Origin of the sequence: Elizabethkingia bruuniana (assembly GCF_002024805.1) — a bacterium.
Lineage (GTDB): Bacteria > Bacteroidota > Bacteroidia > Flavobacteriales > Weeksellaceae > Elizabethkingia > Elizabethkingia bruuniana.
In genome coordinates, this window is record NZ_CP014337.1 from 1,124,004 (window position 1) to 1,150,902 (window position 26,899).

At 35.2% G+C, this 26,899-nt stretch carries 24 protein-coding genes; 13 read left to right on the plus strand and 11 right to left on the minus strand.

All coding sequences use genetic code 11. The features are described 5' to 3' along the window. Positions 1-729 precede the first annotated feature (729 nt). Complete coding sequence (locus AYC65_RS05325; RefSeq protein ID WP_034870327.1) at positions 730-1,812, minus strand: TerC/Alx family metal homeostasis membrane protein; 1,083 nt, start codon at positions 1,810-1,812, stop codon at positions 730-732. 357 nt (positions 1,813-2,169) lie between these two features. Between AYC65_RS05325 and AYC65_RS05330 the strand changes: the two genes are divergently transcribed. Genes AYC65_RS05330 through lpdA form a run of 3 tightly spaced genes read left to right on the plus strand, consistent with a single transcriptional unit; the run spans position 2,170 to position 5,277 of the window. After that, entirely contained in the window at positions 2,170-3,276 is a 1,107-nt protein-coding gene (locus tag AYC65_RS05330) for a M14 family zinc carboxypeptidase (RefSeq protein WP_034870328.1), read from the plus strand. After that, a complete protein-coding gene (locus tag AYC65_RS05335; protein ID WP_034870329.1) occupies positions 3,276-3,821 on the plus strand; it encodes a shikimate kinase in 546 nt (181 codons plus the stop codon). Before AYC65_RS05330 ends, AYC65_RS05335 begins: the two co-directional genes overlap by 1 nt. A 52-nt stretch (positions 3,822-3,873) precedes the next feature. Further along, positions 3,874-5,277, plus strand: coding sequence for a dihydrolipoyl dehydrogenase (gene lpdA / locus AYC65_RS05340; protein WP_009086051.1), 1,404 nt, complete (start codon positions 3,874-3,876; stop codon positions 5,275-5,277). Positions 5,278-5,335: 58 nt separating this feature from the next. Here lpdA and AYC65_RS05345 read toward each other — a convergent pair whose 3' ends face one another. Both AYC65_RS05345 and AYC65_RS05350 read right to left on the minus strand, forming a co-directional pair. Next, positions 5,336-5,791 carry a VOC family protein gene (locus AYC65_RS05345; protein WP_034870330.1) on the minus strand — a complete coding sequence of 152 codons (456 nt, stop codon included), beginning with the start codon at positions 5,789-5,791 and terminating at the stop codon, positions 5,336-5,338. 102 nt (positions 5,792-5,893) lie between these two features. Beyond that, positions 5,894-6,355 carry a hypothetical protein gene (locus tag AYC65_RS05350; RefSeq protein WP_034870331.1) on the minus strand — a complete coding sequence of 154 codons (462 nt, stop codon included), beginning with the start codon at positions 6,353-6,355 and terminating at the stop codon, positions 5,894-5,896. A gap of 74 nt (positions 6,356-6,429) precedes the next feature. On the opposite strand from AYC65_RS05350, the gene AYC65_RS05355 reads away from it, so the two are divergent. Then, positions 6,430-7,254: a CvfB family protein gene (locus AYC65_RS05355; protein WP_034870332.1), complete on the plus strand. Its 825-nt coding sequence runs from the start codon at positions 6,430-6,432 to the stop codon at positions 7,252-7,254. 59 nt (positions 7,255-7,313) lie between these two features. Here AYC65_RS05355 and AYC65_RS05360 read toward each other — a convergent pair whose 3' ends face one another. Continuing rightward, a complete protein-coding gene (locus AYC65_RS05360; protein ID WP_034870333.1) occupies positions 7,314-8,168 on the minus strand; it encodes an AraC family transcriptional regulator in 855 nt (284 codons plus the stop codon). Positions 8,169-8,391: 223 nt separating this feature from the next. On the opposite strand from AYC65_RS05360, the gene AYC65_RS05365 reads away from it, so the two are divergent. From AYC65_RS05365 to AYC65_RS05390, 6 genes are all read left to right on the plus strand, one after another. After that, positions 8,392-9,624, plus strand: coding sequence for an MFS transporter (locus tag AYC65_RS05365; RefSeq protein ID WP_034870334.1), 1,233 nt, complete (start codon positions 8,392-8,394; stop codon positions 9,622-9,624). Between the two features lie 8 nt (positions 9,625-9,632). Continuing rightward, positions 9,633-11,111 (plus strand): trehalase family glycosidase, encoded by a 1,479-nt coding sequence (locus AYC65_RS05370; protein ID WP_034870335.1) that lies wholly within the window; start codon positions 9,633-9,635, stop codon positions 11,109-11,111. 14 nt (positions 11,112-11,125) lie between these two features. Beyond that, positions 11,126-13,564, plus strand: a complete 2,439-nt coding sequence (locus tag AYC65_RS05375; RefSeq protein WP_034870393.1) for a TonB-dependent receptor — start codon at positions 11,126-11,128, stop codon at positions 13,562-13,564. A gap of 232 nt (positions 13,565-13,796) precedes the next feature. Next, positions 13,797-14,606 (plus strand): DUF2490 domain-containing protein, encoded by an 810-nt coding sequence (locus tag AYC65_RS05380; RefSeq protein ID WP_052114722.1) that lies wholly within the window; start codon positions 13,797-13,799, stop codon positions 14,604-14,606. A 175-nt stretch (positions 14,607-14,781) separates the two neighbouring features. Next, positions 14,782-15,354 (plus strand): Crp/Fnr family transcriptional regulator, encoded by a 573-nt coding sequence (locus tag AYC65_RS05385; RefSeq protein WP_185097693.1) that lies wholly within the window; start codon positions 14,782-14,784, stop codon positions 15,352-15,354. Between the two features lie 110 nt (positions 15,355-15,464). Further along, on the plus strand, positions 15,465-15,908 hold the full coding sequence (locus tag AYC65_RS05390) for an SRPBCC domain-containing protein (protein WP_078674665.1): 444 nt from the start codon (positions 15,465-15,467) through the stop codon (positions 15,906-15,908). Between the two features lie 64 nt (positions 15,909-15,972). Here the strand turns inward: AYC65_RS05390 and AYC65_RS05395 are convergent, their stop codons facing one another. Next, positions 15,973-16,482, minus strand: coding sequence for a nuclear transport factor 2 family protein (locus tag AYC65_RS05395; RefSeq protein ID WP_034870336.1), 510 nt, complete (start codon positions 16,480-16,482; stop codon positions 15,973-15,975). A 230-nt stretch (positions 16,483-16,712) separates the two neighbouring features. On the opposite strand from AYC65_RS05395, the gene AYC65_RS05400 reads away from it, so the two are divergent. Beyond that, positions 16,713-17,150, plus strand: coding sequence for a bleomycin resistance protein (locus AYC65_RS05400; RefSeq protein WP_078674671.1), 438 nt, complete (start codon positions 16,713-16,715; stop codon positions 17,148-17,150). A gap of 109 nt (positions 17,151-17,259) precedes the next feature. On the opposite strand, the gene AYC65_RS05405 is transcribed toward AYC65_RS05400, so the two are convergent. Next, positions 17,260-19,383, minus strand: a complete 2,124-nt coding sequence (locus tag AYC65_RS05405) for a Tex family protein (protein ID WP_034870337.1) — start codon at positions 19,381-19,383, stop codon at positions 17,260-17,262. A 299-nt stretch (positions 19,384-19,682) separates the two neighbouring features. Between AYC65_RS05405 and AYC65_RS21180 the strand changes: the two genes are divergently transcribed. After that, positions 19,683-19,808 (plus strand): hypothetical protein, encoded by a 126-nt coding sequence (locus tag AYC65_RS21180; protein ID WP_257788233.1) that lies wholly within the window; start codon positions 19,683-19,685, stop codon positions 19,806-19,808. A gap of 47 nt (positions 19,809-19,855) precedes the next feature. Beyond that, complete coding sequence (locus tag AYC65_RS05410) at positions 19,856-21,211, plus strand: TlpA family protein disulfide reductase (RefSeq protein ID WP_236708672.1); 1,356 nt, start codon at positions 19,856-19,858, stop codon at positions 21,209-21,211. 83 nt (positions 21,212-21,294) lie between these two features. Here the strand turns inward: AYC65_RS05410 and AYC65_RS05415 are convergent, their stop codons facing one another. The 5 genes from AYC65_RS05415 to AYC65_RS05435 form a co-directional block, all read right to left on the minus strand. After that, entirely contained in the window at positions 21,295-23,022 is a 1,728-nt protein-coding gene (locus AYC65_RS05415) for a thiamine pyrophosphate-dependent enzyme (RefSeq protein WP_034870339.1), read from the minus strand. A gap of 388 nt (positions 23,023-23,410) precedes the next feature. Continuing rightward, the gene (locus AYC65_RS05420) at positions 23,411-24,115 is read right to left on the minus strand and encodes a YoaK family protein (protein WP_236887505.1); all 705 of its coding nucleotides are present in this window, start codon (positions 24,113-24,115) and stop codon (positions 23,411-23,413) included. 25 nt (positions 24,116-24,140) lie between these two features. After that, positions 24,141-24,509, minus strand: a complete 369-nt coding sequence (locus AYC65_RS05425; protein WP_236887506.1) for a hypothetical protein — start codon at positions 24,507-24,509, stop codon at positions 24,141-24,143. Positions 24,510-24,764: 255 nt separating this feature from the next. Then, entirely contained in the window at positions 24,765-26,174 is a 1,410-nt protein-coding gene (locus AYC65_RS05430; RefSeq protein ID WP_078674572.1) for a sensor histidine kinase, read from the minus strand. Positions 26,175-26,177: 3 nt separating this feature from the next. After that, a complete protein-coding gene (locus AYC65_RS05435) occupies positions 26,178-26,885 on the minus strand; it encodes a response regulator transcription factor (RefSeq protein WP_034870343.1) in 708 nt (235 codons plus the stop codon). Positions 26,886-26,899: the final 14 nt, after the last annotated feature.

Genomic DNA, 26,899 nt, shown 5'->3' on the forward strand with positions numbered 1-26,899 from the left:
ATTGTAAATAGAACTAAACTATCTGATTTACATATATTTATGGTTTAAAATTTACAATAATCAACAGTTTTAACCGCTAAACAACGGTTTTTCACTCAAATTTCTCGAAATATTAATTTTCAATATACTTTTATTGAATTCACGTTTTACTTTATTAAAATTCAATATCTTAACTTTAACTTTAGTGTATCAGTGTAAATGCATTGTAAATTAATTAGTTATGCGTTTTTAATAATGTAAATTTTAGATATGTATTTCTGTTAATTAGCCGTTTTACAATAGAAAATTGCCTTATTTTTCAGATAGTATCAATCTGATAAACAACATTCTTAAACTTTATTCTGCTAATCGCTGTTTTCGTTTCAAATGATGGACATACCAGATGACTATAATAATAGATCTCTTGTGTATGTTCTAATACTTTCGAGAAACATAACAGGGGGAGATACAAAGTGTTTAATAAGCTGTAATTGCGTTTATATTGAGCAGAATTATCTTAGTTACTCCAACTTCATAATCGGATATAGATGTGGATTTAAGGCTTTAAACGAGCTTATTTAGACACCTTTGTGTTCCTGTATCAATTTATATTGTTAAATACCAGATAAGCATAGTATAGCCAGCATCTCCCGTGATATAAGAGACAATCCGATATACACTAATATCTGCAGCAATACAGAGTAATTGCTGATGTTAGCATGAACGTTTAAATACGGTAGATAAATACCTTTAATGATTGATCTTTGCCTGTTTTCCGGCTGTTGAGGACGAGATTAAAGATGCCGCAATACTAACGCCTAAAATACCTAAGATAATCAACAGGGAATGGGTTGTTTTGAAGCCCCAGTCTTCCAGTTGATGATGAAAGATCATCTTTAACCCGATAAACGTCAATAAGAAAGCCAGACCGGTTTTTAAATACTTGAATTTGTCTACAATGTTAGCCAGTAGGAAGAACATAGATCTAAGTCCTATAATAGCAAATATGTTGGAAAAGAATACAATATAAGGGTCTTTAGTTACCGAAAAAATGGCCGGAATAGAATCCACTGCAAAAATAAGATCGGTGAACTCTATGATTAACAATACCAGAAACAAAGGTGTCATTTTTTTGATTCCGTCTACCACTACAAAGAACTTGTTTCCTTCGAATTTGTTATGGACTTTAAAGTATTTATTGGCAAACTTGACCACCGGATGCTTTTCGGTATCTATATGCTCCTCTTCTTTGCTAAAGAACATTCTGATACCGGTAAAGACAAGAAATGCTCCAAATACGTACATAATCCACTCGAATCGGCTGATAAGAGACGCTCCTACGAATATAAAGATGAAACGCATGATAATAGCACCCAATATTCCCCATATAAGCACCTTGTGATAATTCTTTTCGGCAACCTTAAAGGATCCGAATATAAGGAGTATAACAAAAATATTGTCGATAGATAAGGCATACTCTACAATATAGCCTGTAATATATTCCAGGGCCAGGTTTTTATCATAAAGCTCTATACTGGTCTCCAGATCACCGGGAATTATCTTGACAGGGTGGTGGTGCTTGGCTATAACTTGCTGTAACCTTTCCATACTGTCTATATTGTGCAGGAAGTGCCCGAATTGCATCAGGAAAAAATAGAATCCAAGAGCTACACAGATAACAAATATACTCATCAGTATTGCCTGTTTTAGCGATACAGACTTGTTGCTATTTTCTTTGTTCTTGCTCTTTTTACTGAATAATCCAAGATCGATAACCAGGATTAATAATACGATGGCCAAAAAGCCTATGATAAATAAAAGTTCTCCACTCATTTCTTTAGTACAATGTAATGCGCAAAGATAGTCTAAAAACCAATAATTTAGACTCTTTTACAAATGTAAACTTAAGTTTTTTTTAAGGAAATTAAAAACACTGTTTGTTTAACTAATATATCCACATTTATGGAGATTTGTCTTTAAAATAGGCTTAAAGTAAATATAAAAAAAGACTTTATATAAATATTTTTAAAAACTGATTGTTAGTAAGTTACATTTTTTTATTATTTTTTTGTTAACGAGAAAAGTTATCAACAGACATTTTGTCAAAACAAAGTGTTTAATAATTCTCAGATGTAAATTTTAATAAGAGATAAAAATAAGCTAAATTTGGGACGTAAAATAAAAATGTAAATGGCATCAGTTTTTGAATACTTCACAAATGTAAACTTCTCAAATCGCTATATTTTGCCTCAAAAATTATTTTCCTACCTGCAGGAGAATTACAGCGATTATATATCAGAGGTAGGCAAGTCGGTTTTAGGACAACCTGTCTATCAATTTTCAATAGGTAACGGACCTGTTAATATTCTTGCCTGGTCCCAAATGCACGGAAACGAATCTACTGCTACACTGGCAATGCTGGACTTGCTTTACTCAATGGATAAGAATACGGAACTAAAGGACAGGCTTTTTAGTAAAATAACATTAGACTTTATCTTTATGCTGAACCCGGATGGTTCGGAAAAATGGACCAGACGTAATGCATTGGATATCGATATGAATAGAGACTTTTTGAAAGAGTCGAGTCCGGAAATTAAGATTCTGAAAAATATAGCTAAAGAGAAAAAATACGATTATGCATTAAATCTGCATGATCAGAGAACCATCTTTACAACTGACGGAGTACATCCTGCAACTTTGTCGTTCCTGGCTCCTTCTTTTGATCAGGATCGAACGCTGAATGAAAATCGAAAAAAGAGTATGGCGATCATAGCACATATTTATTCGGATCTTAAAAACAAAATACCCAACCGTATCGGACGTTATACGGATGAATTTTATCCGACATCAACCGGAGACAATTTTATGCTGGCAGGTATTCCGACAGTATTGTTTGAAGGCGGACATTCGGAAGACGATTACCTGAGAAAAGAAACCCGTAAATATTATACTCTGGCATTGTATGATGCATTGGCAGCAATGTCGATTATTCCGGGACAGACACTGGGGTATGAAACTTACTTTGACATTCCGGAAAATCAGCAAACCCATTATGATGTTATTTACAGAAATGTAAAACTCAATACAGATTTCGATTGTGTACTGGACGTTGCAGTGCAGTATAAAGAAGTGATTAATGAAGGTGCTGATGAGATTTCCTTTGTTCCTATTGTTGCAGAAGTTGGAGATATAGGCAAAAAGAAAGCCTGGAAAGAAATCGATGCGACCGGGAAAAAATTTATATCAGATAAAAAATATCCAAAGCTGGATGAGGAAGTAAACTTCAGTCTGGGGTAATGATTATTCATATTTTTGGGGCTTCAGGTTCCGGAGTTACAACGCTTGGAAATTATATCAGCAAGAAACTAGGGTGGAAATATCTGGATTCAGATGACTTTTTCTGGGAAAAGACAGATACACCCTATACGGTAAAAAGAAATCCCAAAAGCAGAGATGCGGAAATTTTGAAATTGTTAAAAAGCGGGGAGTCCATAATTTTCGGTGGCAGTTGTATTAGCTGGTCACCGGAAATTCATTCCTGTTTCGATAAAATTGTTTTTTTATTTGTGCCGCCGGAAAGCAGAATGCTTAGGGTAAAAGAACGGGAAGCGGAGAGATATGGTGAAAAACTCTTCACAGATCCGGCAATCCAGAGGATGCATGATGACTTTATTGCATTCTGTAAAGATTATGATGAAATGAAAGGAATTGCAAACCGTACTATAAAAGCACACCGCAAATGGCTGGAAAATCAGACTGTTGAAATTATTGAAATTTCCGGAGACTTTCCGACCATAGAAATCACAGAAAAATTACTTTCCAAATGGCAGTTACTTCATTAAAAAGCCGTAATTTAGTGCCTTAAAATAATTTTGTCAATCTAAAAACTAAAATATGAATCAATTCGATGTAGCCGTTATTGGCTCAGGTCCCGGTGGATACGTTGCAGCAATCAGATGTGCGCAATTAGGTTTCAAAACCGTAATTATTGAAAAATATTCTACCCTGGGCGGGACTTGCCTAAACGTTGGATGTATTCCGTCTAAAGCATTACTAGATTCTTCTGAGCATTTTGAAAATGCAAAACACACTTTCGCTACTCACGGTATTCTTATCGATGAGCCTAAAGTAGACATTGCACAAATGATCAGTCGTAAAAATGATGTTGTAGACCAAACAACCAAAGGGATTAACTTCCTAATGGATAAAAATAAAATCACTGTTCTACAAGGTGTAGGGAGTTTTGAATCTGCAACTCAGATTAAAGTAACGAAAGCTGACGGATCTTCTGAAGTTATCGAAGCTAAAAATACAATCATTGCAACAGGTTCCAAGCCTTCTTCATTACCTTTCATTACATTGGATAAAGAAAGAGTGATTACTTCTACAGAAGCATTAAACCTTAAAGAAGTGCCTAAGCACCTTATTGTAATCGGTGGAGGAGTTATCGGTCTTGAATTAGGTTCTGTATACCTTCGTTTAGGGAGCGATGTTACCGTAGTAGAATACCTGGATAAAATTATCCCGGGAATGGATGGTACATTATCTAAAGAATTACAGAAAACTCTTAAAAAGCAAGGTATGAAGTTTATGCTTTCTACTGCCGTTTCAGGAGTTGAAAGAAATGGAGATACTGTAAAAGTTACCGCTAAAGATAAAAAAGGAGAAGACGTAGTTGTTGAAGGTGATTACTGCCTTGTATCTGTAGGACGTCGTCCATATACAGATGGTTTGGGTCTTGAGAAAGCTGGCGTTGAATTAGATGAAAGAGGAAGAGTAAAAACTAACGATCACTTACAGACTAATGTTCCGAACATATACGCTATCGGAGATGTGGTGAAAGGGGCAATGCTTGCTCACAAAGCTGAAGAAGAAGGTGTTTTTGTAGCTGAAACTTTAGCAGGAGAAAAACCTCACGTTAACTACAACCTTATTCCGGGTGTTGTTTATACATGGCCTGAGGTTGCTGGTGTTGGTAAAACTGAAGAACAGCTAAAAGAAGCTGGTGTAGCCTACAAAACAGGATCTTTCCCAATGCGTGCATTAGGCCGTTCCAGAGCGAGTATGGATACCGATGGTGTAATCAAGATCCTTGCTGATGAGAAGACTGATGAAATCCTTGGTGTACATATGATAGGAGCAAGAGCTGCAGATATGATTGCTGAAGCTGTAGTAGCAATGGAATTCCGTGCTTCAGCTGAAGATATCGCAAGAATCTCTCACGCACACCCTACTTATACTGAAGCGATTAAAGAAGCTGCTTTAGATGCTACAGGTAAGCGTGCAATCCACATGTAAGATTATAATCAATAATAAAATAAAAAAGCAATCCAATCGGATTGCTTTTTTTGTTTTTTTAAGGATGTTGCTGCTGTTTCGAAGGATCGTCATAATTAACCATCCATGAAATTCCGAACTTGTCCGTCCACATCCCAAAGTAGGCACCCCAAAAAGTATCTTGTAAAGGCATTGTTACTTCTCCGCCGGCAGAAAGTCCATTAAATAGCTTGTCAGCTTCTTCTCTGGAACCTGCATTTACGGAAAGTTGGATATTATTGCCTTTTGCAAATTTTCCTCCGGCGCAATTTCCTCCAATTACATCCGATCCCATTAAAACAGTTTCCTGTGAAATAGGAAGGGAAATATGCATTATTTTATTTTTATCTGCTTCACTAACGGGATATTCCTCACTTGGCGGCATATCCGAGAACTTCCCTACATAGGGAAACTCACCACCAAAAACAGATTTATAGAACTCAAAGGCCTCCAGACAATTTCCTTCAAAATTAAGATAAACGTTAATTTGTGCCATATCAATTATTTAATTATTCTCAAATTTAGATTTTTATAAAGGCAGAAATAATAATAATTTTCATAAATTTTTGTTAAAAATATCAGAATAAGAAGGTGACTATCAAAAAGTCCTGAATTTATCATAAAAGTCACTTGCCTTTACGGGAGCGATATTAAATTGTATCCCTACAGTGACTCCATGGAAGTATTTTTCCTTATTTAAAGGAAGAGCATAACCTCCGGTTAACCATATTGCATTGAAGAGACTAAGTCCGATATTGGGCTCTATAGCATATGGGGAGGCAGATACTCCGTACATGAAAATTGCAGTATTATAATAAGCGTGTATTTCGGGAAGAATTTTGTTGCTTCCATTTACAGGAGTATAGATGGCTCCTGCACCCAGATTAAAGTAGGGCTGATTGGAGGAAGTTGAAGTCCGGTATTCAAAGCTTAGCTTCAGACTGTTTCTACCTGTATATTTATATCCTACGCCGATAGCTGTCTGATCAAGAAACTGAGCTTTAGGAAGATAAATAGCTCCAAAGAGTAAAAAAACAGAGAATAAAGCAGAATATTTCATGACAGATGTTTACTCAAAATTAAATAAAGTTTTTCTTCCGTAAAAGAAAGCCTATTTTTGCATAAAAATAAAGTATGCAAATCGGGAAGAAACAATATTTATCAGTCTCCGGAAAATCTGAAGCCGGACTTCAATTAAAGGATGAATCAGGGAATGAAATTTTTCTTTCCAAACTATTTGCAGATCCTGCTTCGGAAATTGGAGATGAGGTATCGGTATTTGTTTATCAGGAAGAAGGAGAGCTAAAAGCTACAACCGAAATTCCTTACTGCGAGGTAGGTGAATATGCCGTACTTCGCGCTGTACAGAGTTTACCTAGTGGAGCCTTTATGGACTGGGGAATTATAAAAGATTTATTTGTCCCTTACAAACAGCAGAAAGGTAAGATTGTTGAAGAAAAAAGATATCTTGTTTATATTTATATAGATGAGGCTACAGGTCTTATTACCGGAACTACGAAGTTTAAAAGAAATCCTCAGTATGAGAATCTGGATCTTAAGAAAGGAGAAAAAGTTGACCTTATTCTGATTAATGAGACTGAATTGGGATGGAATGTAGTTGTTAACAAAAAATATATAGGACTTGTATATGCTTCGGATGTGTATAAAAAATTGTATCCGCTAAATGAAGAAACAGGCTATATTAAAGCAATAAGAGAGGACGGGAAGATAGATGTTACTTTACAGCCGGAAGGTTTTGAAAATATAGACAGCTTCCGTCAGGAAATTCTGGATGCTCTGGACGATCACGGTGGATTGCTTTACCTTTCTGATAAATCTTCTCCTGAAGAGATTAAGGACAAATTGCAGATGAGTAAAAAGAACTTTAAAAAAGCTATTGGTGGATTATACAAAGAAGGAGTTATTGAAATTCTGGAAGATAAAATCCGTTTGAAATAAGAATAAAACATATTACAAAAAAGCTGTCTTCAATACTCTTGAGACAGCTTTTTTGCATTCTAATTATTACCGGAGTTGCTACGGATAAACTCTGATGGCGTTTTGTTGGTATATTTCTTAAACATTCTATTGAAATAAGTAACATTATTAAAGCCGCAACTGTAGCTGCATTCAGATATCGTTTTATCCTGGGTTATCAGAAGACAGGCTTTATTAATACGGTAACGGTTGACAAATTCTGTAAAGGTGATCTGTGTTGCCTTTTTAAAAAAATTGCAAAATGCGGGAAGAGTAAGATTAGCCAGCTTTGCAACATCCTCTATATTTATTTCTTTATCATAATGATGTTCCACATAGGTAAAGATATTTTCCAGTCTTGTTTTATTTTTAGAGATTATGGTATAAGGCATAATTTCTTTGTTTAGCAATTCATATTCCTCACACAAAGAAAGTTCGAAGAGAATTTCCAGAAGTAGCAAGTATCTTTTATAACCCTCGGATTCCAGAAGCTTTTTTAGTTTTGGCATGAGCAGCTTTTTCGTGGCTGTGCTATACAGAATACCATATTTAGAACGTTCCAGCAAATCTTTAACAGCTCTTGTTTCAACTTCCTGCTGTGGAAAATGTAAAATCTCTTCCCTGAACTGAAGAACTATTTCTTCATGCGGATCAACAGAATTCAGTCCAAATCCGGAATGGGGAATGTTCGAGCCTATTAGTACAAGATCTCCGTTTGTATAATTGCTTTTATGGTAGCCAACATGCCTTGTGCCGCTTCCCGAAATTACACATACCAGTTCTATTTCCGGATGATAATGATACTCCCATTTAAATTCAGAAATAGGAGAGTTATTATGCAGTGTGCGGAAAGAGCTTTTTTCGCTTGGAACTATTCTTTCAAAACTAACTTTCATTCAATTAATCACATTTATTCACTAAAAATAATAATTATATTAATATAGTTCAAATATTTGTTTATTGTGTTAAATTAACGTTAACACAAATGCTTCTATCTTAGTCACCAGGAAATTATTTAATGAATAACAGGTGCAATCTATTTCTGGAAAATATTAATGTACTGGCGTTTCATTTTACGAAATATTAATCTTAGAAAACAGAATATTAAAAAACTGGTAAATGAAAAACTTGAATATAAAAGCCATTCTATTTCTTAACTACTTTGTTTTTGCAATTCTGCTGAATTCGGTAGGGACAGTTATTTTACAGGTGCAGCAAAACTTTGGAATTTCAAAATCTTCAGCGAGTGTTTTGGAAGGTTTCAAAGATCTTCCTATTGCTATATGTTCTTTTATTCTGGCTTCATTTCTTCCTAAAATAGGAATTAAAAATGCAATGCTTACGGCACTTTTTCTGGTGAGTTGTATGTGCTTTGTTATGCCTTTTTCCAATGAATTCTGGTTTTTCAAATTACTTTTTACAGTTGTCGGCGTTTCGTTTGCCCTTATCAAGATTTCAGTTTTTACTTCTATAGGTCTTGTAACCAATACCGATAAAGAACATTCCAGTTTCATGGGATTTTTAGAAGGCTTCTTTATGATCGGAGTATTGGCAGGCAATGTATTATTCAGTTTATTTATAGATGACCATAATCCGAAGTCTACAGACTGGCTAAAAGTGTATTGGGTATTGGGGGCACTTTCATCGTTGTCTTTTATATTTCTTTTCTTTTCAAAACTAAATGAGAAAGAAGCAAAGAGCGGTACAACGGATTTAATGGGAGATATAAAGAACAGTATCAGCTTGTTCAGCTATAAAAAGGTGTTATTCTTTCTTCTTTGTGCTTTCCTGTTTGTTTTGGTAGAGCAAAGTTTCCAGACATGGACACCAACTTTTTATAAAGAGATACTAAAGGTTCCTACTTCAATGAGTATACAGGCAGGAGCCGTATTGGCAGGAGCATTTGCACTAGGAAGATTCCTATCCGGATTTTTTTCTAAAAAATTCAGCTGGATTTACGTTGTTTCTTTCTGTGTAGTAGGTTTTGCAATCAGCTTGTTACTGGTGCTGCCTTTAACGCACAGCGCAGCGATAGATATCAATACTACATGGATGAATGCACCACTTGTAGTCTACTTATTTCCTTTAATGGGCGGACTCTTAGCACCTATATATCCGAGTATCAACTCTGTAATCCTGGCATCAATCCCCAAATATTTGCACAGTGCTATGTCCGGACTTATTGTTGTTTTTTCAGCAATAGGCGGCACAATAGGATCTGTAATAACAGGTTTTGTCTTCCAGGAGTTTAGTGGGCAAAGAGCCTTTTATCTCTCGCTGATACCGCTGACATTATTAATTATCTCGGCAATCTTTATGAACAGATTAAAAATACAAACAAATAAAAAATAAATACAGATATGAAAAGTCAATTGTATATCAATGAAATTCAGCCATTGTTTGACGATGCACAAAGATCCAGAATTTTTAACGATCAAAAGACAATGACCGATGCTGTTCCTTTATTTCCCATTTCTGAAATCAATAAAAGATATGAGAAAGAGAAAGGAGAGGAAGGATTTGATTTAAGATCATTTGTATTAACAAACTTTGATTTTATAGGCGAAAAAGCTGTCCGGAAGGATGATATGCTGCCTATAACTGAACATATAGAAAAATTATGGGACGAACTTACCCATACGGCATCTGAAGATGAGGGAACGCTTCTGAAGCTTCCAAAACCATATATTGTTCCCGGAGGACGCTTTAATGAATTTTTCTATTGGGATAGCTATTTTGTAATGTTGGGATTACAAGTTTCGGGAAGAGTGGAGATGATAAAAAATATTGTTGAGAATTGTTCTTACCTGATTCATGAATTCGGATTTGTGCCGAATGCCAGCAGAACGCATTTCCTTAGCCGCTCCCAACCACCATATTTTTCTCTGATGCTCGATTTACTGGCTGAAAGCACAAATGATGAAAATGTATACAGTAAGTATCACAGTACATTGGAGAAAGAATACAGATTCTGGATGGCTGGAGAAGAGGGGCTGGAGAATGATTCTGCGGTAAAAAGAGTGATTAAAACAAAGGAGGGAGATTTATTAAACCGTTATTACGATTCCGAAAACACACCTCGCCCCGAAAGCTATCTCATAGATATTGAAGATCAGCATGAAGCATTCGGAGAAGAATTTTTTAGAAATATCAGAAGTGCCTGCGAGTCTGGCTGGGATTTTTCCAGCAGATGGTTTGCAGATGGTGCTACGATACAGACTATAGAAACTCTCAATTTGGCTGAAGTCGATCTCAATTGTTTGATATGGCATTTGGAGAAAACATTAGCGAAGTCTTCAGCACTTATAGGATTAACAGATAAAACAGCTTATTATAGTCAAAGAGCTGACAACAGAAAGCAAAATATAGATCAATACTTCTGGGATGAAGAAGCAGGAATTTACAGAGATTATCATATTAAACAACATATAAAAACTTCCTCAGAGCACATTGCTACTTTGTATCCTTTATACTTAGGATTAGCAAGTGAAAAGCAGGCAAAAGCTGTATCTGAAGTTATAGCAGAAAAATTTCTTTATAAAGGTGGATTGGTAACAACAACCAAGGAATCCGGACAACAATGGGATTTGCCAAATGCATGGGCTCCTTATCAGTGGCTGGGCTTTTTAGGAATGAAAAATTATGGGTTTACACAATTGGCAGATGATATAAAAAATAACTGGTGTACAAATGTAGAAAGGGTTTATAATAATACAGGCAAGCTAATGGAAAAATATAACGCATTAGATACCAAGACGATTGCAGGAGGTGGTGAATATCCAAATCAGGATGGATTTGGTTGGACGAATGGAGTCTATTTAAAACTGAAACAATATTAAAAAATCATAATGATATGAAGAAAAGATCAATATTTCTGGTGGCTGGTGTCGCTATGCTTTATTTCAATAATGCATACGGACAGGAAACGGCTAAGGATTCCACAAAAGTATCGTCTATAGATCAGGTGGTTATTACAGGTAACTCGAACCCAAAGAAAAAAATAGAGTCCAGTACGGCAATCTCTACATTTAACGCAAAGGAAATTCAGAAGCAGAATCCTATAAGTGCTGCCGCTTTATTACAAAGAGTACCCGGCTTTGCTGTAGAAACTTCGGGTGGAGAAGTAGGAAATAACCTTTTTGCAAGAGGAATTCCTTCTGCCGGAGCTTATGAATTCGTTCAGGTGCAGGAAGATGGTTTACCAGTTTTTGAAGATGGGGCTTTGCAATTTGCTAATGCAGATAATTTTTTCAGAGTAGACAATACTGTAAGCAGGCTGGAAGCACTGAGAGGAGGCTCCGGATCTATTTATGCCAATAATTCTCCGGGTGGACTTATTAACTTTATCTCTAAAGAGGGGACAAATACTTTTAAAGGAACAGCTAAACTGGAAACTGGTTCTTACGGATTGATGAGGACTGATGTGAATGTTGGCGGAGCTTTGATACAGGATAAACTATTCTTTAATGTAGGTGGTTTTTACAGAGTAGATAACGGAATACGTAAAACAGGTTTCAAAGCAAATGATGGTGGCCAGATTAAAATGAATCTGAAATATGTTTTTGATAAAGGTTATGTGAAAGTATATTATAAAAAGCTTGATGACAGAAATACATTCTATCTGCCCATTCCTTTAATTCAGAATGGCAATGATCTGAAAGGTTTCCCTGGCTTTGATCCCAATTACGGAACTTATAGCTACAGATCTATTAGCCAGCTGAATATTCCTCAGGCCGGAGGTGGATTTTTCCAACGAAATCTGGAAGATGGTATCCATCCGAAAGTAGATGTAATAGGAGCGGAGTTTAAGTACGATCTGGGTAATAATTTTACGGTGCTTAATAAAACAAGGTATACTAATATTAATATGAACTATACCGGAATATTCCCTGCAGGGGGACCACAGCTTGCTGCTGATTTTGCTAAAAATAAAGGTGTTGGTGCAAACAATTATCAGTATTCTTTGGTGAGCAGCGGCCAGTCTGTTAGTCCGCAATATGTTCAGGAATTAGGTTTCTGGGCTATAGATAAGCAGATGAGAAATTTCGTCAACGATTTGCAGTTCAATTATAAGTTTGATAAAGGAAATATTACAGCCGGTTTTTATAAGTCCAGCTGGAAATCCCATCAATACTGGAACTGGAGTAATATACTGACAACAGCAACAGACAGACCGGAACTACTGAACCTTGTAGACAAATCACTAAATCCAACCGATAACGGATATTCTAAGACTTATAACGGGGTTTCCAGTATGTCTTTCTTGATTAGAGATTCGCAGATACAGGGAAGTCTGAATAATATCTATCTAAATGTGGATTACAATATTACAGATGATCTGAGTGTAAATGGAGGAATCCGCTACAGTCGTGATTTTTATAAAGGTTATGGTGTCAATACAACAACTGCAAATCTTAATAATTCGGGATTAACAACAGATGGCACCCATAGCTTTGCAACTACTACAGCAGACGATAATATGGCGGTTTTAGGGAATAAGTATACTTACTGGAATTATGACATCAGCAGAGTTTCTTATACACTGGCTGCAAATTATAAAATCAACAGAGAAAATGCGGTATATGCACGTTTTTCTAGTGGTTTCAGATCACCAAATGAAGAAGCCTATTATAATAACATGGCAGATTTAAGTAAAATAAAACCTGTATTAACCAATCAGCTGGAAGTAGGTTATAAATATTATTCCCGTACTTTCGATATAGCCTTAATTCCATTTTACTCAACGCTGAAGAACCTTTCATTTACAGATGTCTATTCTAACGGAACTTCTGAAAACAAATTTGCCAATACCTCTAACCTCGGAATAGAATTGGAAGGTTATGCAAGACTGTTTAGTAATGTATTAGAAGTTACATTTAACGGAACAATTCAAAATCCAAAATATAAGAACTTTACCGGAAGAAATGCAGATGGAACAACATTCGACTATGATGGAAATGTAGTAAGAAGAATTCCTAAGTTTTACTTCAATATCTCTCCGGCGGTTAATATTACTAAAGAATGGAGAACCTATATCAGCTATAACTATTACGGAAAACGTTTCCAGGATGAAAAGAATGTTCAGGTTTTACCTTCATTTAGTGAATTTGGAGCCGGAATGTCTTATCAGTTAGGCAAAATACGTTTTGCTATCGATGGTACTAATATCTTCAATACTATTGGTATTACCGAAGGAGACCCAAGAGCAGGATCTCCGACAGGGGACGGAATTATTATGGCAAGACCAATTATGGGAGCCGCAGTAAGAGGATCTATTACCTTGGACTTTTAGATCAGTTTTCACAAACAACTGTCTAAGCTGGGGATACCTATATTTAGACACAAGTAAATGATTTGGCCTGGTTTTTACCAGGCCATTTTTGTATAGCTTTTGTCCTGATTATGAATAGTTTTAGATGCTTTTGCATAAGGGAACTAGGATACAAACAATTTATATTTGCTGTTTTTCCGCTAGTTAAATACTTTTTCGAACCGGGAAAATATAATTCTATATAGAGATTAGTATGTACAGAAAGGGAAGAATTATTGCGATATTAGGTTTATTATGGTTCTCGGATGGATGCTTAAAAGCACAGATCAGTCCGCCAGGATTGGGAGAAGCCAATACTGCTTTTTGGGGAGCTTTCGGAATTCGCCGTAAGCTGGATTCTTTAGGAAAAAAACAAGCACTAACTTACGTTGCAATTGGGCGGAAGAGTAGTCCCGACAATGATAATCTGTTTTCAAAGCAAGCTATTTTTGTAGCCAATCACGAAGTTTTCAATTCATTTGCTCCTCATCAGCAATATAGCTATGCAATAAGCTATCGTAGACAAAATGAATATCAGAGCATAGAACCTTATGAAAAAGAAGGGGTGGAACAAGAATTCAGAATTTACGGAAGATATGCTTATACATTTAATGTCGGAAGCCAATGGAAGTGGAAGAATACCATCCGTCAGGAATTCAGAAAGTTTTTTGATGCCGATTTTCATAATGCTGAAGAGAACTTTCAGCTGAGAACAAGACTAAAAAGCCAGTTGACATATAATTTATCTGAGAAAAACAGCCAAAAGCTGGCATTAAGTGTAGAGACTTTATTTTCTACAAGTTATATGAACGAACCAGAAAGGCACTGGACTCCTTTTGCTTATAAAGAAATGCGTATAGCTCTTTATTATATGTTCAATATTCCGAATTCCCCTTTCTCAATGGACATAGGTTATATGGATGATTTAATCAGTGGAAGTCATAGCGCTTCTAAAGGTGGTGTGCATTATTTAGCAGCAGATTTAATCTGGAATCTTCCCTATAAAAAGAGAGGTGTAGAGTAAATTCTAAATTTTTAGAGTTTTATTTAAACAGATAATGGCCGAAGATGTATATGTATAAATTTATGTCGCAGATAATGGAAATTCTTGTGTTGAGAATAAAAGATAAAATAATATATTAAAGTTCAACCTATAGTCATATCAATAGTAGCAGTGATAGAATTACTATATTTGAAACATGACAGAACTGGAACTTAGTATAAAATCCTATTTCGGAATTATTGATCCCGAAGAGTTATCGTCTATTGCCTCCTTTTTTCAATTAGAATTATTGAAAAAAGGAGATTATTTCCTTAATACAAATAAAGAATGTGATCGGCTAAGTTTTGTACAATCCGGATTTTTGAGAATTTTTTTCGAAACAGAAGATAAGGAAGTTACACAATGGATTTCTACAAAAGGTTATTTTGTTACCGATTTATCTGGTTTTATTTTTGACCAGCCTGCCCGATGGACTATTCAGGCGTTGACAGATGTAGAGATTTACACCATCAGAAAGAATGAATACGAAAAGATAAAGACCATCATCCCTAGATGGCCTGAATTGGAGAGATTGTTTATTGTCCGTTGTTTTACAACACTGGAAGACAGAATTTTCAGTCATCTTTCTATGACAGCGGAAGAACGGTACCATTTTTTCTTTGAAAACAATAAAGAATTATTTAATCAGGTTCCTTTGCAATACATTGCATCCATGCTTGGAATGAGACCTGAAACGTTTAGCCGTATCAGAAAAAAGCAACTTTCTTGAATTCTTGATTTTTGTCAAGCCGAACCCGTTATATAAAACAGACCTTTGTGATATTCAATTAAATAAACTTCACAATAAAGCGTTTATTTTTATTATTAGCAACCTTTTTGATGAGTCTTACAGTTATGGCAAAAGAAATTAAAACAGAAATTGTTATTCAGGCAGCACCTGAAAAAATATGGAAAATACTTACCGATTTTGAGAGCTATCCGCAATGTAATCCTTTTATAGTATCCGTTACGGGTGACGTTGAAAAAGGAAATAAAATTGTGGTCAGTATCAAACCGTCCGATGGAAAAGGCATGATTTTTAAACCGACTATTTTGACCAAAATAGATAGCAAAGAATTAAGCTGGCAGGGGAGGTTATTGTTCAAAGGGCTTTTTGATGGAAAACACAAATTCGAATTGATAGATAACGGAAATGGTACAACAACGTTTATACAAAGTGAAAAATTCAGTGGTATTTTCGTCTGGTTATTTAACCCTGAAAATACTAAAAACGGGTTCAATAAAATGAATCAAAAGTTAAAAGAACTAGCAGAAAGCAAATAAAAAAGTGAAGTTTTTTGAATATCAACAAAAAAATTAAATGACATTAATACCCCAAAAAACCGCTTTATTTAAGTGGTTTTTTATTTTGAAAATCCTTCAGAACTTTTACTTCATCCGGAGTCTTTTGTTTTGTAATATCATTAGCAAGATCATTTGGAACCGTCATAGAAAGTACATATTGTACAATTTGCCATTTCCCATTGTCTTTAATCAGTACACCTGAACCTCTGCAAAGGCTCATGTTTTTAGTATCCAGAATTTCATCTACCCATGCTGTATTTCCGTCTTTAGAAAAAGAGATATGGCGGTCTACAGCTGTAAAATCCCAGGCTTTGCCACGATCGAAGTATGGCTTGGCAAAATTTATAAATTCTGATTTTGTCCAGCGTTCGGTAGCGTCGGTTCCCATATAAATGGATTTGTCATGCAGTAATCCAAAATAGCCATTAAAATCAGCTTTAGCCGCTGCCTGATGCCAGCTGGTCATTAATTTGTCAATTTGTTGTTCTGCTTTTTGTGCTTTAGCAATAAAGATACAAAGCATAAAAGCCAAAAGGAAAGTTAGTTTTTTCATAGTTAGAAGATTCAACTCAAATATATCAAATTTTATCCTAATTTTCTTAATAGTGTTCTGAGAATTAGCGGCTGACAATTAATTAAATAGTTTTTTAGCTTAACTTCTGTAGTTAAACTTTCATTTAGTGTAAATTGTGTGATGCTCATACTTTTTATATTTTAGGGGGATTGCTTGTTATAGCTAAAAGGATCAGTTTCTTTATTTTCAAATTCAATAAATATTTTACTTTGAGCAACGATAAAACTATAAAATTTAACAGATTAATACCCGAATTGCTGGTAAGCAATATTGAAAATTCTAAAATATTCTATGTAGAACAATTAGGTTTTACAATAGAATATGAGAGGATAGAAGATGATTTTGCTTTGATTTCATACGAAGGTTCCCAATTTATGTTAGAGCAGGATCATGCTACAGCATGGATTACTGGTGAGTTCGGTCCCATAAGAGGCAGGGGAATCAATTTTCAGATTGAGGTAGATTGTCTCGATACTATTATTGCTAAGATTGAAGCCAACGAGCTTCCTTATTTCAGAAAGCCGGAAGAACAATGGTATAGAATAAATACAATAGAAGAAGGTGTAAAAGAATTGCTTATTCAGGATCCGGATGGATACTTATTAAGATTCCAGCAATACCTTGGGGAGCGGGAAATTCTGAAATAAGGAGTAGGTTATATTGATATTATACTACAAAAAAACATCACAGATTTTAAAAACCTGTGATGTTTATATTTTCAGAAAGTATCTGACTTAGATCCTTTATATCAAATAACTACAAAATCATAGAAAGTTGAATGCGTTTTCTTTGGGCATCTATTTCTACAACTTTTACCTGTACATGCTGATGGAGTTTTACTACTTCATTAACATCTGAAACAAAGCCATCTTTTAGTTGGGAAATATGTACCAAACCGCTTTCTTTAATACCTATGTCTACGAAGCAACCGAAAGCCGTAATATTGTTAACAATACCCGGAAGAATCATTCCGGTTCTTACATCTTCCAGCTTGCGTATATTCTTGTCAAATTCAAATACTTTAGCTGCTTTTCTTGGATCCAATCCTGGTTTTTCCAGTTCTTTCAGAATATCCTGAATTCCTAAAATTCCGGTATGATCTGTAATGTAATTTTCTGGTTTTACCAGAGCAATTTTTTCTTTATTACCAATAAAATCACTTAGCAGAATCTTGAGATCTTTGGCCATTTTTTCTACAATAGAGTAAGCTTCCGGGTGAACAGAAGAGTTATCAAGCGGATTCTCTGCTTCCCTGATGCGTAAAAATCCGGCAGCCTGCTGAAAAGCTTTTTCTCCAAGTCGCGGGACTTTCTTTAAAGATTTTCTGTTGGTGAAAGGTCCGTTTTCACTACGGAAATTGACAATATTTTCAGCCATTTTTTCTCCAATCCCCGAAACATAGCTTAGCAACGATTTGCTGGCAGTATTCAGGTTGATTCCCACAGAGTTTACACAACGCATAACGGTAGAATCCAGTTCGTCTTTTAATAAAGTTTGGTCTACATCGTGCTGATACTGACCAACACCAATAGATTTTGGATCTATCTTTACTAATTCAGCTAATGGGTCGGAGAGTCTGCGTCCAATAGAAACAGCGCCTCTTACGGTAACATCGTAGCTTGGGAATTCTTCTCTTGCAATTTTAGAAGCTGAATAAACCGATGCTCCGGCTTCGGAGACTACAAAAACCTGTAAAGGTCTGTCGAATGCTATTTTTTTGATGAAAAACTCTGTTTCACGGGAAGCTGTTCCGTTTCCGATAGATATAGCTTCAATGTTGTAAGCATTTACCATTGACCGGATTTTCTTCATCGCAGTTCCGGTTTCATTTTGTGGTGCATGCGGATATATATTTTCATTATGGAGTAAATCACCTTTTTCATCAAGGCAGACAACTTTGCACCCTGTTCTGTAACCAGGATCTATAGCTAAAATTCTTTTTTCTCCCAAAGGTGAAGCGAGTAGTAGTTGACGTAGATTTTCTGCAAAAACTTCAATGGCTTTAGTATCAGCCTTTAGTTTAGCTTCCTGCAACACTTCATTAGAAATGGCTGGTTCCAGCAATCTTTTATAAGAATCTTTTGCTGCCAGCTTTATTTGATCAGTACATTCATTATTACCTCTGACCATGGCTTTTTCTATAATCTGAAGAGCCTCATCTTTATCAGCGTCTATACTAAATTTTATAAAACCTTCAGCCTCGGCACGCAGCATTGCCAGAAGTCTGTGCGAAGGTATTCTGGAAATACTTTCTTTCCAGTCAAAATACTGAGAGAATTTTTGTGCAGCTTCTTCATCTTTTTTAGCTTTAACAACTTTAGAGGAAATCTCCGCTTTGTATTGGAATAATTTTCTTAATTGCTTCCGGATGAAAAGATGTTCATTCATCCATTCTGCAATAATATCCCGGGCTCCCTGCAAAGCATCTTCCTCTGACGGAACATTATCGGAAATATAACGCGAAGCCGTTCCGGTAAGATCAGAAGCATTCTGAGCCATAATAATTTTTGCCAAAGGCTCTAATCCCAAAGCTCTTGCGGTGTCGGCTTTTGTTTTCTTTTTCTTTTTATAAGGGAGGTAAAGATCTTCCAGATGCTGGAGGTCAAAAGAAGATTCTATTTTGGAGCGTAGTTCTTCGGTTAAAGAATCCTGTTCTTCTATAGATTTTAGAATTGACTCTTTACGTTTAACGATTTCATCGTACTGTTTCGAAAGTTTAGCAATTTGCTCAATCTGTACTTCGTCCAGATTCCCGGTTCTGTCTTTTCTGTAACGGGCAATAAAAGGAATGGTACAATCTTCTGAAAGAAGTTGTAAAGTGGTTTCAATTCCCTTTGAAGGAACTGATATATGTTGCTGAATATATTCGGTTTTTGTCATAAAATTGATAAAAGAACACGAATATACGGAAGTTTTGAGAGAGGGTTGTTTTTATAATAAATGAACAGCGTCAAAATTATATGAAAACTTGAAAGTTTTCATATAATTTTGACGCTGTATAATGATGTGATATTTTTAATAATTGAATATATAGATTTGTATTTTATTTAATATTATACAATTACTGGAAATCAAGTTTACTTACAATTAAAAGATGTATTAAGAAAATATTGGTGTAGAAAGTAGAGCGGTTAATAAAGATGATTATTCTTTTGAAAATTTTTTAAAAAACAATTCTTATGAAAAAAAATAGCTTAAAAGAACTTCAATTTGGATCTAATGAAATGCTTACTAAAGAACAAATGAAAAATGTATTTGGTGGAATTATGGAAGAAGTAGTTGCTGATTTCAAGATGTTCTTATGATAGATATGGTCGTTAATAAATTGCGAAGGAATATATTCTTCCCTTTATTGATAATTTTTGTAGTAATAAATATTGCCTGCCAGAAAAATAATAAGGAAAAAACTTCTGTAGAAAATGCTCTGGTATTACAAAAAGAAAATGATTCAATTCATGCAACAATAAATGTCGAGTTTATTGATACTGGTGTATTTGCACTTAATACTTTAATCAATCAAAGAAATTTTAGTATTGATATTCCAAGTTCAAAAGCAAGCAAAAAGAAGAGTAAGCGGCTGAGCTTAGTAAAGCCAACTGTTTTTGAGTCATACCGATTGGTGAAAAATGAAACTGTGGTTAAACGATATTTTGTTTTTAAAGAAGATACTTTAAGTTTTAAATTTTGCAGAGACTGTATTAATTCATATTCAGGAAATACAAAGAATAATATTCTGAATACCTTGATAAATGATAATAATGTATTTGCAGTTCAAACTCCCAATAACCTCATTAATTATATAGATGATCTTAAAAAAAAATATGAAAATAACGTACGGGAAGTACAAGATAGAGCAAATACATATAACAAGACTGAACAGGGATTTATTATAGATTATCTGACATTATATTTTTATAATAAAATATTTAATATTGATTTTTCAAAAGTAAATGATCCTAAAACGATCGGACAACTGGATTTTTATTATAAAGAGATATTCGATAATATTAAATTGCTTGACAAGCTAAATACTATTCTGAATAAGAATATATTATATAATCTATTACGCTTTACATCATTTAAAAATAAAAATCCTGATTTGCTTGAAAATCTTCAATATCTTGATTCCAGATTGTGTCAAACAGAAGCGTTAGATGGTTTTTTACTGGATTATATGGAATCTTTTTATAATGATCTTAGCAATAAGGATATTATTACTATAAAAAAATATATCCGAAAGCGTAGTCTTAAAAATGTTTTTGATATAAAGACCAAGAAAATATCCGAAAATGTATTTAGCTCCAAACTTCAGGGTGTAGATTCAAATGAATCTTCGTTTAAAGAAGTTCTATCGGTAAAAACTGGAGAATCTTTAGTACTGATTGATCTCTGGGCGACATGGTGTGTCCCGTGTCTTAACGAAATGCCTGCATGGAATAAATCAGAACAAAAATACAAAGGGAAAATAAAGTTTGTGAAGATAAGTATTGATCATAATTTTGAGAAATGGCATAATTTTTTGTCTTCCAAAAATGATCATAATTTCAATTATATTATAACCAATTCTAATCATCCTTTTATAAAAGAATTTAAAATTAATACTATTCCACGTTATATGCTATTGGATAAAAATTATGAAATTATTTCTGATGACTTTATGAGACCTTCAGATCCTCGATTTTTAGAGCAAATTGAAAAATATTTGTAATAATATTTAAAAAATATAAAAACGAGAGGCATTTTTGCCTCTCGTTTTTATAAGTGAAATCTCTAAGCTAAATAAAATTGTGCCTAGAAAATATGCTTATAATTAGATTTTATAGTATCCAGTACTTCATTTACACGGCCGCCAAGCATTAGTTTAGTCATGGACTTTGCCATTCCTATAATCTGACCTGCATCTACTTTTGGCGGCATTGCCAGTGCATTTGGATTTGTGAAGACATTTAGCAGATAAGGGCCATTATAATCGAAAGCTCTTTTTACAGCTGCTTCAACATCTTCAACCTTATGAATATTTTCACCTGTAATTCCCATGGCATCTGCGACTTTTGCAAAATCAGGATTGATCATATCTGTCTGATTGTCCGGAAGGCCGGCAACCTGCATTTCCAGTCGAACCATTCCTAAAGCCCGATTGTTGAATACAATAATTTTAACGGGAAGATTGTATTGGTGAATAGTTGCTAAATCACCTAATAACATAGATATTCCGCCATCACCACACATTGCTACAACTTGTCTTTCAGGATGGGAGAGTGCAGCTCCTATTGCCATTGGCATTGCATTGGCCATGGAGCCATGATTAAATGAGCCCAGCATTTTTCTTTTACCGGTAGCTTTTATAAAACGTGCTCCCCATACACAGGTCATACCGGTATCTACAGTAAATATGGTATCATCATTTGCATGACTACAAATAGTAGAAGCCAGATATTCAGGTTGTATATTATCCTCTGATCCGGAATCTTTTACGTAGGTTTCCAGATTTTCTTTTACTTTTTCATAGTACTTCAGCTGTTCATCCAGAAACGCCGAATCTTCTTTTACCTTGATAAGAGGTAAAAGTGCTTTGATGGTTTCTTTAGCATCACCACATAGTCCCAGATCCACTTGCGCGCGTCTGCCTAAACGTTCCGGAGCTAAGTCAACCTGAGCGATTTTATTCTTTTCGGGCATGAATGCCTGATACGGAAAGTCTGTTCCGAATAATAATATCAAATCGGAATCACACATACTGTTGTAAGCGGAGGGTAACCCCAGTAGCCCGGTCATTCCGACTTCATTAGGATTGTCATGCTGCATGGACATTTTTCCACGGAAGGAATAGCCTACAGGAGCTTTTAACTGCTGCGAGAGCTGAATAACTTCTGCATGTGCATTTTCAGCGCCAATACCACAGAAGATGGTTATTTTTTTGTTTTCATTGATAAGATCAGCAAGCTGCTGTAGCTCCTGATCATTGGGTCTGATTAAAGGCCGGGTAAAGAAAAACCGATTGGAAGTTACGTTTTCCTTTGCTTTTAATTCGGAGACATCTCCCGGAAGTCCTACAACGGCAACTCCTTTTTTAGAAATAGCATGCTGAATCGCTGTCTGCAAAATTCTGGGCGCCTGTTCAGGAGTCATTATCATCTGATTGTAAACGCTGCAATCGTCGAATAACTTAATAGTATTGGTCTCCTGGAAATAATCCATACCCATTTCATTGGTATTAATTGTAGAAGCAATAACCAACATCGGAGCATGCCCCCGATGCGCATCGTAAACACCATTAATGAGATGTACATGCCCCGGACCACAACTGCCTGCACAGCAGGCCAGTCCGTCCAGTTCAGCTTCTGCAGCAGCGGCATAAGCACCAACTTCTTCATGGCGGACATGTATCCACTTTATTTTTCCGTTTTTGCGAACGGCATCGTTAAGGTGATTAAGGCTGTCTCCGGTTACGGCATAGATACGTTTTATACCGGCATCAACAAGCATGTCGACCATTTGCTCGGCGATATTTTTTTCCATAATGTTTTGTTTTGGTTGGTTTCTAACAAAGCTACAGCCTTTTTATTTAGTAATATTGATTGAAATTTTACATAAATATTTTATGTTTTTATAAATGAAATATCCTAAGAAAGCAGGTTTCAAAATGTTTGTTTTTAATTTTCGGATAATCTTAGATTTATTTTATAGATCGCCTATAAAAAGCACAATCCTCTAAATGTTTACACAAGTAGAGGATGGCTCACAGCTAGTTTTACACAAAATTAAAACCAATAATATATTTAATCTTCAAATATGAATTTTCGTTTTTCATTCCTTTTCGGTATCCCGTGGATTTTGTCATACAGGTATGCCAGCATGGTTGGTTTTCTATAAATCCTGCTATATCTGTATCTGGTATTGAAGTGTCTTAGATGTATCTTATAGGCATCATATCATATCCAATTACTACTAAAAGACATAGGCTGATGACATAAAATACTCTGAACTCCAGATAGTAATAGGTAAGTCCTGAGAATACAGCTCCTGCTACATAGGCAATCATAATGCTTAACAATACTTTTGCTCTGGCAATAAGCTCCGGATTCTTTCTGTACTTTTTATGAGTAAACATAGAAAACAAGATTCCAAGGTCAGTTGTTGTACCTGTAAGGTGGGTTGTTTTTATCGAGAAGTTGGAAATACTTGCGGTAAGACCGTTTTGTAAACCTGTTGCGAATAACATTAATGCAACCAGATATTCAGTCTCTTCCAGTGTTTTTTGATAGTAAAACTGCCCATAAATACCTACAAATAGTAGACACATAATTTCCAGAACAATTGGCATTGCATGTGCAAAATATTTGCTTTTTTTATTAAAATTTATGACAATCAGGTTGGATAAAAAGCTTCCGAAAAAGAATAAGAAGATCCATCCTCCAACAACTGCAGCTTTAGCCCAGCTTCCTTTACTTATTTCAGCTGCCAGAATAGCATAGTGTCCTGTTACGTTTGAGGTAAATGAGAGAAATATCAATAAAGAGGCTATATTTATAGTACCGGCCGTAAAAGCTGTCAGCGTCCCCAGCCTGATGTTGTCTCCCAGTGTCCTGCTGTTACTATAATTCCTTAACATTTGTGTGTGTTTTAATGGTTGTTATTTAGCTTCCTGTGCTTGCGAAAATTTCCGCAAGTCTTCCTCTTTCCGGTAAGCTCTGAGGAACTTCAACGGAAATCTCTGTGTATTGTAATTCTTTACACTTTCTGATGTAAGGGATAATGCTGAATTTTCCTTTTCCTTTGCTTCTTACAGAAGGAGAGTAGTAAGCTTCCTGAATATTTGTTGCTTTTACATAATTGTTGAATGTTCTTTGGAAAGTTCCTGTAAAAACATCGCATACAATTTTGTCGATCAGGTGTGAATATTTATTTCGAATGATTTCATAAGCATCACAGAATTCCTGTGGTCTTATTTTATTGAAAATTGTGTTTTTGTTTGTGAATAAGAGATCTCTTATAGAGTCTCCCATTTCGTATCCGGAAACAAAAAGTATGTTATATTGGGTATTATCTTATTTTGATGATACAAAACTATACCCGCCGTATTAGAACTTCTTTGGAAACAAATTAAAATGTGATTAACGAGATTAAAATGAGATTAGAATTTTAAATTTGGCAAATTCTGAAACCTAAACGAAAGAGAAGAATAAATATAAAACCTTACAATTTTGTAAGGTTTTTATGTATAAATAAAGAAGCTCACAGAGCTATATAAATGAGATTACTTAGACTTGTTTTTCCTCATTTTGTGTACTGTAAAAATTAGGAAAACGAAGTTGCACTGTTGTTCCCTGATTTTCGTGTGACGTTACAATAAGCTCCCCGTGGTGTATCCTTACAATGTTTCGTGCAAGAGGAAGTCCGATTCCATAGCCTTCATAATTTTTGGTATTAGATGCTCTGAAGAACGGATCATAAATTTTGTTCATCTCTTCTTCTGGAATACCAATTCCGGCATCTTTTACAATGATATAAACATCTGTATCTGTCGCTCCCAGAGAAACCCTTACTTGCTGAAAATTAGAGTATTTGCATCCATTACTGATAATATTGGCCAGCGCAAGATGCAATAACTGTTCATTCCCTTGTACTTTAAGCTTTTTAGGATTATCAGGAAGCATACTGATATCAAGGAATATATTATTTCGGGGATCGATTCTTTTCAGCGTTTCGATAACATCCCAAAGCAGCTGATCAGTTCTTACCTTATCGAACTTCTGAATTTTACCATCAAATCCAGTCTGGGCAATCATTAATAAAGCTTTAATTTTTTTGTCCAGTTTTTCTGCTTCATTCAGGATAATCTCTAGTGTATCTTTGTACTCACCAGCAGTCCGGTTAATAGAAAGCGCCACATCTGCTTCTCCCATAATAAAGGTAAGGGGAGTTCTTAGTTCATGTGAAACATTTCCGATAAGGTGATTCTGAGTTTCAAAAGAAGTTTCAATGCGATTCAGCATATCGTTGAAAGTTTCAACCAACTCGTTAAGCTCTTTATTATCCGGTTGAGGTTCCAGTCGGAGATGTAGATTTTCAGAGCTGATTTCTTTTACCTTACCTGTAATTTTTAATATAGGTTTGAATAAAGTTTTGGATAAATAAAAAGAAAAGATCATACTGAAGAATAAGGACAGTACAATACAGGTAATAAGGGTTCTTTTAAGATACTCCAGATAATAAGCCACATAGTGATTTTTTGCAGAGGCAATGGCTATATAGTCTTTATCATCAAACCTAAAAGTCTGCCCGATGTAATAAAACTCCTTATCATTAAAATTAGCTTCTCCGTTCTTTACAATATTTCTGAAAAAGGAAGAGGGAATATGAACTTCCTGAGATATTTTACTGAAATTGGAATCTCTTGGAACAGCAAAAACATAATCCTTTTCCATTGGGAGTTCCTCATCGTTCAGGCTATTGAGAATATAGTTTTCCGGAAGATCCAGATATTCTTTACCCTTTTCTATCTGTATAATAGTTGTTGTACGGATTTTAAGCAATTCATAAAACCGCTGATGCGAAAAGTTAACAATGGAAAAATAGACCAGACCGCTAAACAGGATAATAATACTGGTAAATACCAGCATTAAAAGTATCATGGTTTTGGTCTGATTAGTAATAACTCGGTTAAACATCTGCTACGGTCTTTTTAGTACATACCCCATCCCGATAACCGTATGGATTAGTTTGCTATTATCCTGATTGTCCAGTTTCTTCCTAAGATAGTTTACATAAACATCTACTACATTGGTTCCCAGTTCATAGTTTACACCCCATACCGCATCCAGAATCTCGACGCGGGAAATAACTTTTTCGGGATTATTAAGGAAATAAACCAGTAGTTTGTATTCTGTTGACGTAAGGTTTACTTCTTCTCCACCTCGTGTTACTTTCTTGGTATAGTCATTAACGATGAGATCCGAAAATTTATAAATATGTTCTTCATCGACTTCAGGCTCTGGAATTTCCGGAACAGGATTGTTACTGCTTCTTCTTAATAACGATTTTATACGGGCTACAAGCTCAATAAATTTGAAAGGCTTTACCAGATAATCATCACCACCACTTTCCAATCCGAGGACTATGTTCTCTGAAGTCCCGAGCGCTGTAAGGAAAAGAATTGGTACCTGCTTATTGGTTTTTCTGATCTCTTTACATACGTCAAGACCATTCATTTCAGGGAGCATAATATCCAGGATAACAAGATCAAAATCATTAGCTTCTACCAGCTGTACACCGGTACGGCCGTCAAAGGCTACAGAAATTTCATAACCTTTTTCCTGAAGTCCCTTCTTTATAAATGATACCACACTGGTCTCGTCTTCGATCAGAATAATTTTTTCCATAAGCAACGAATGTT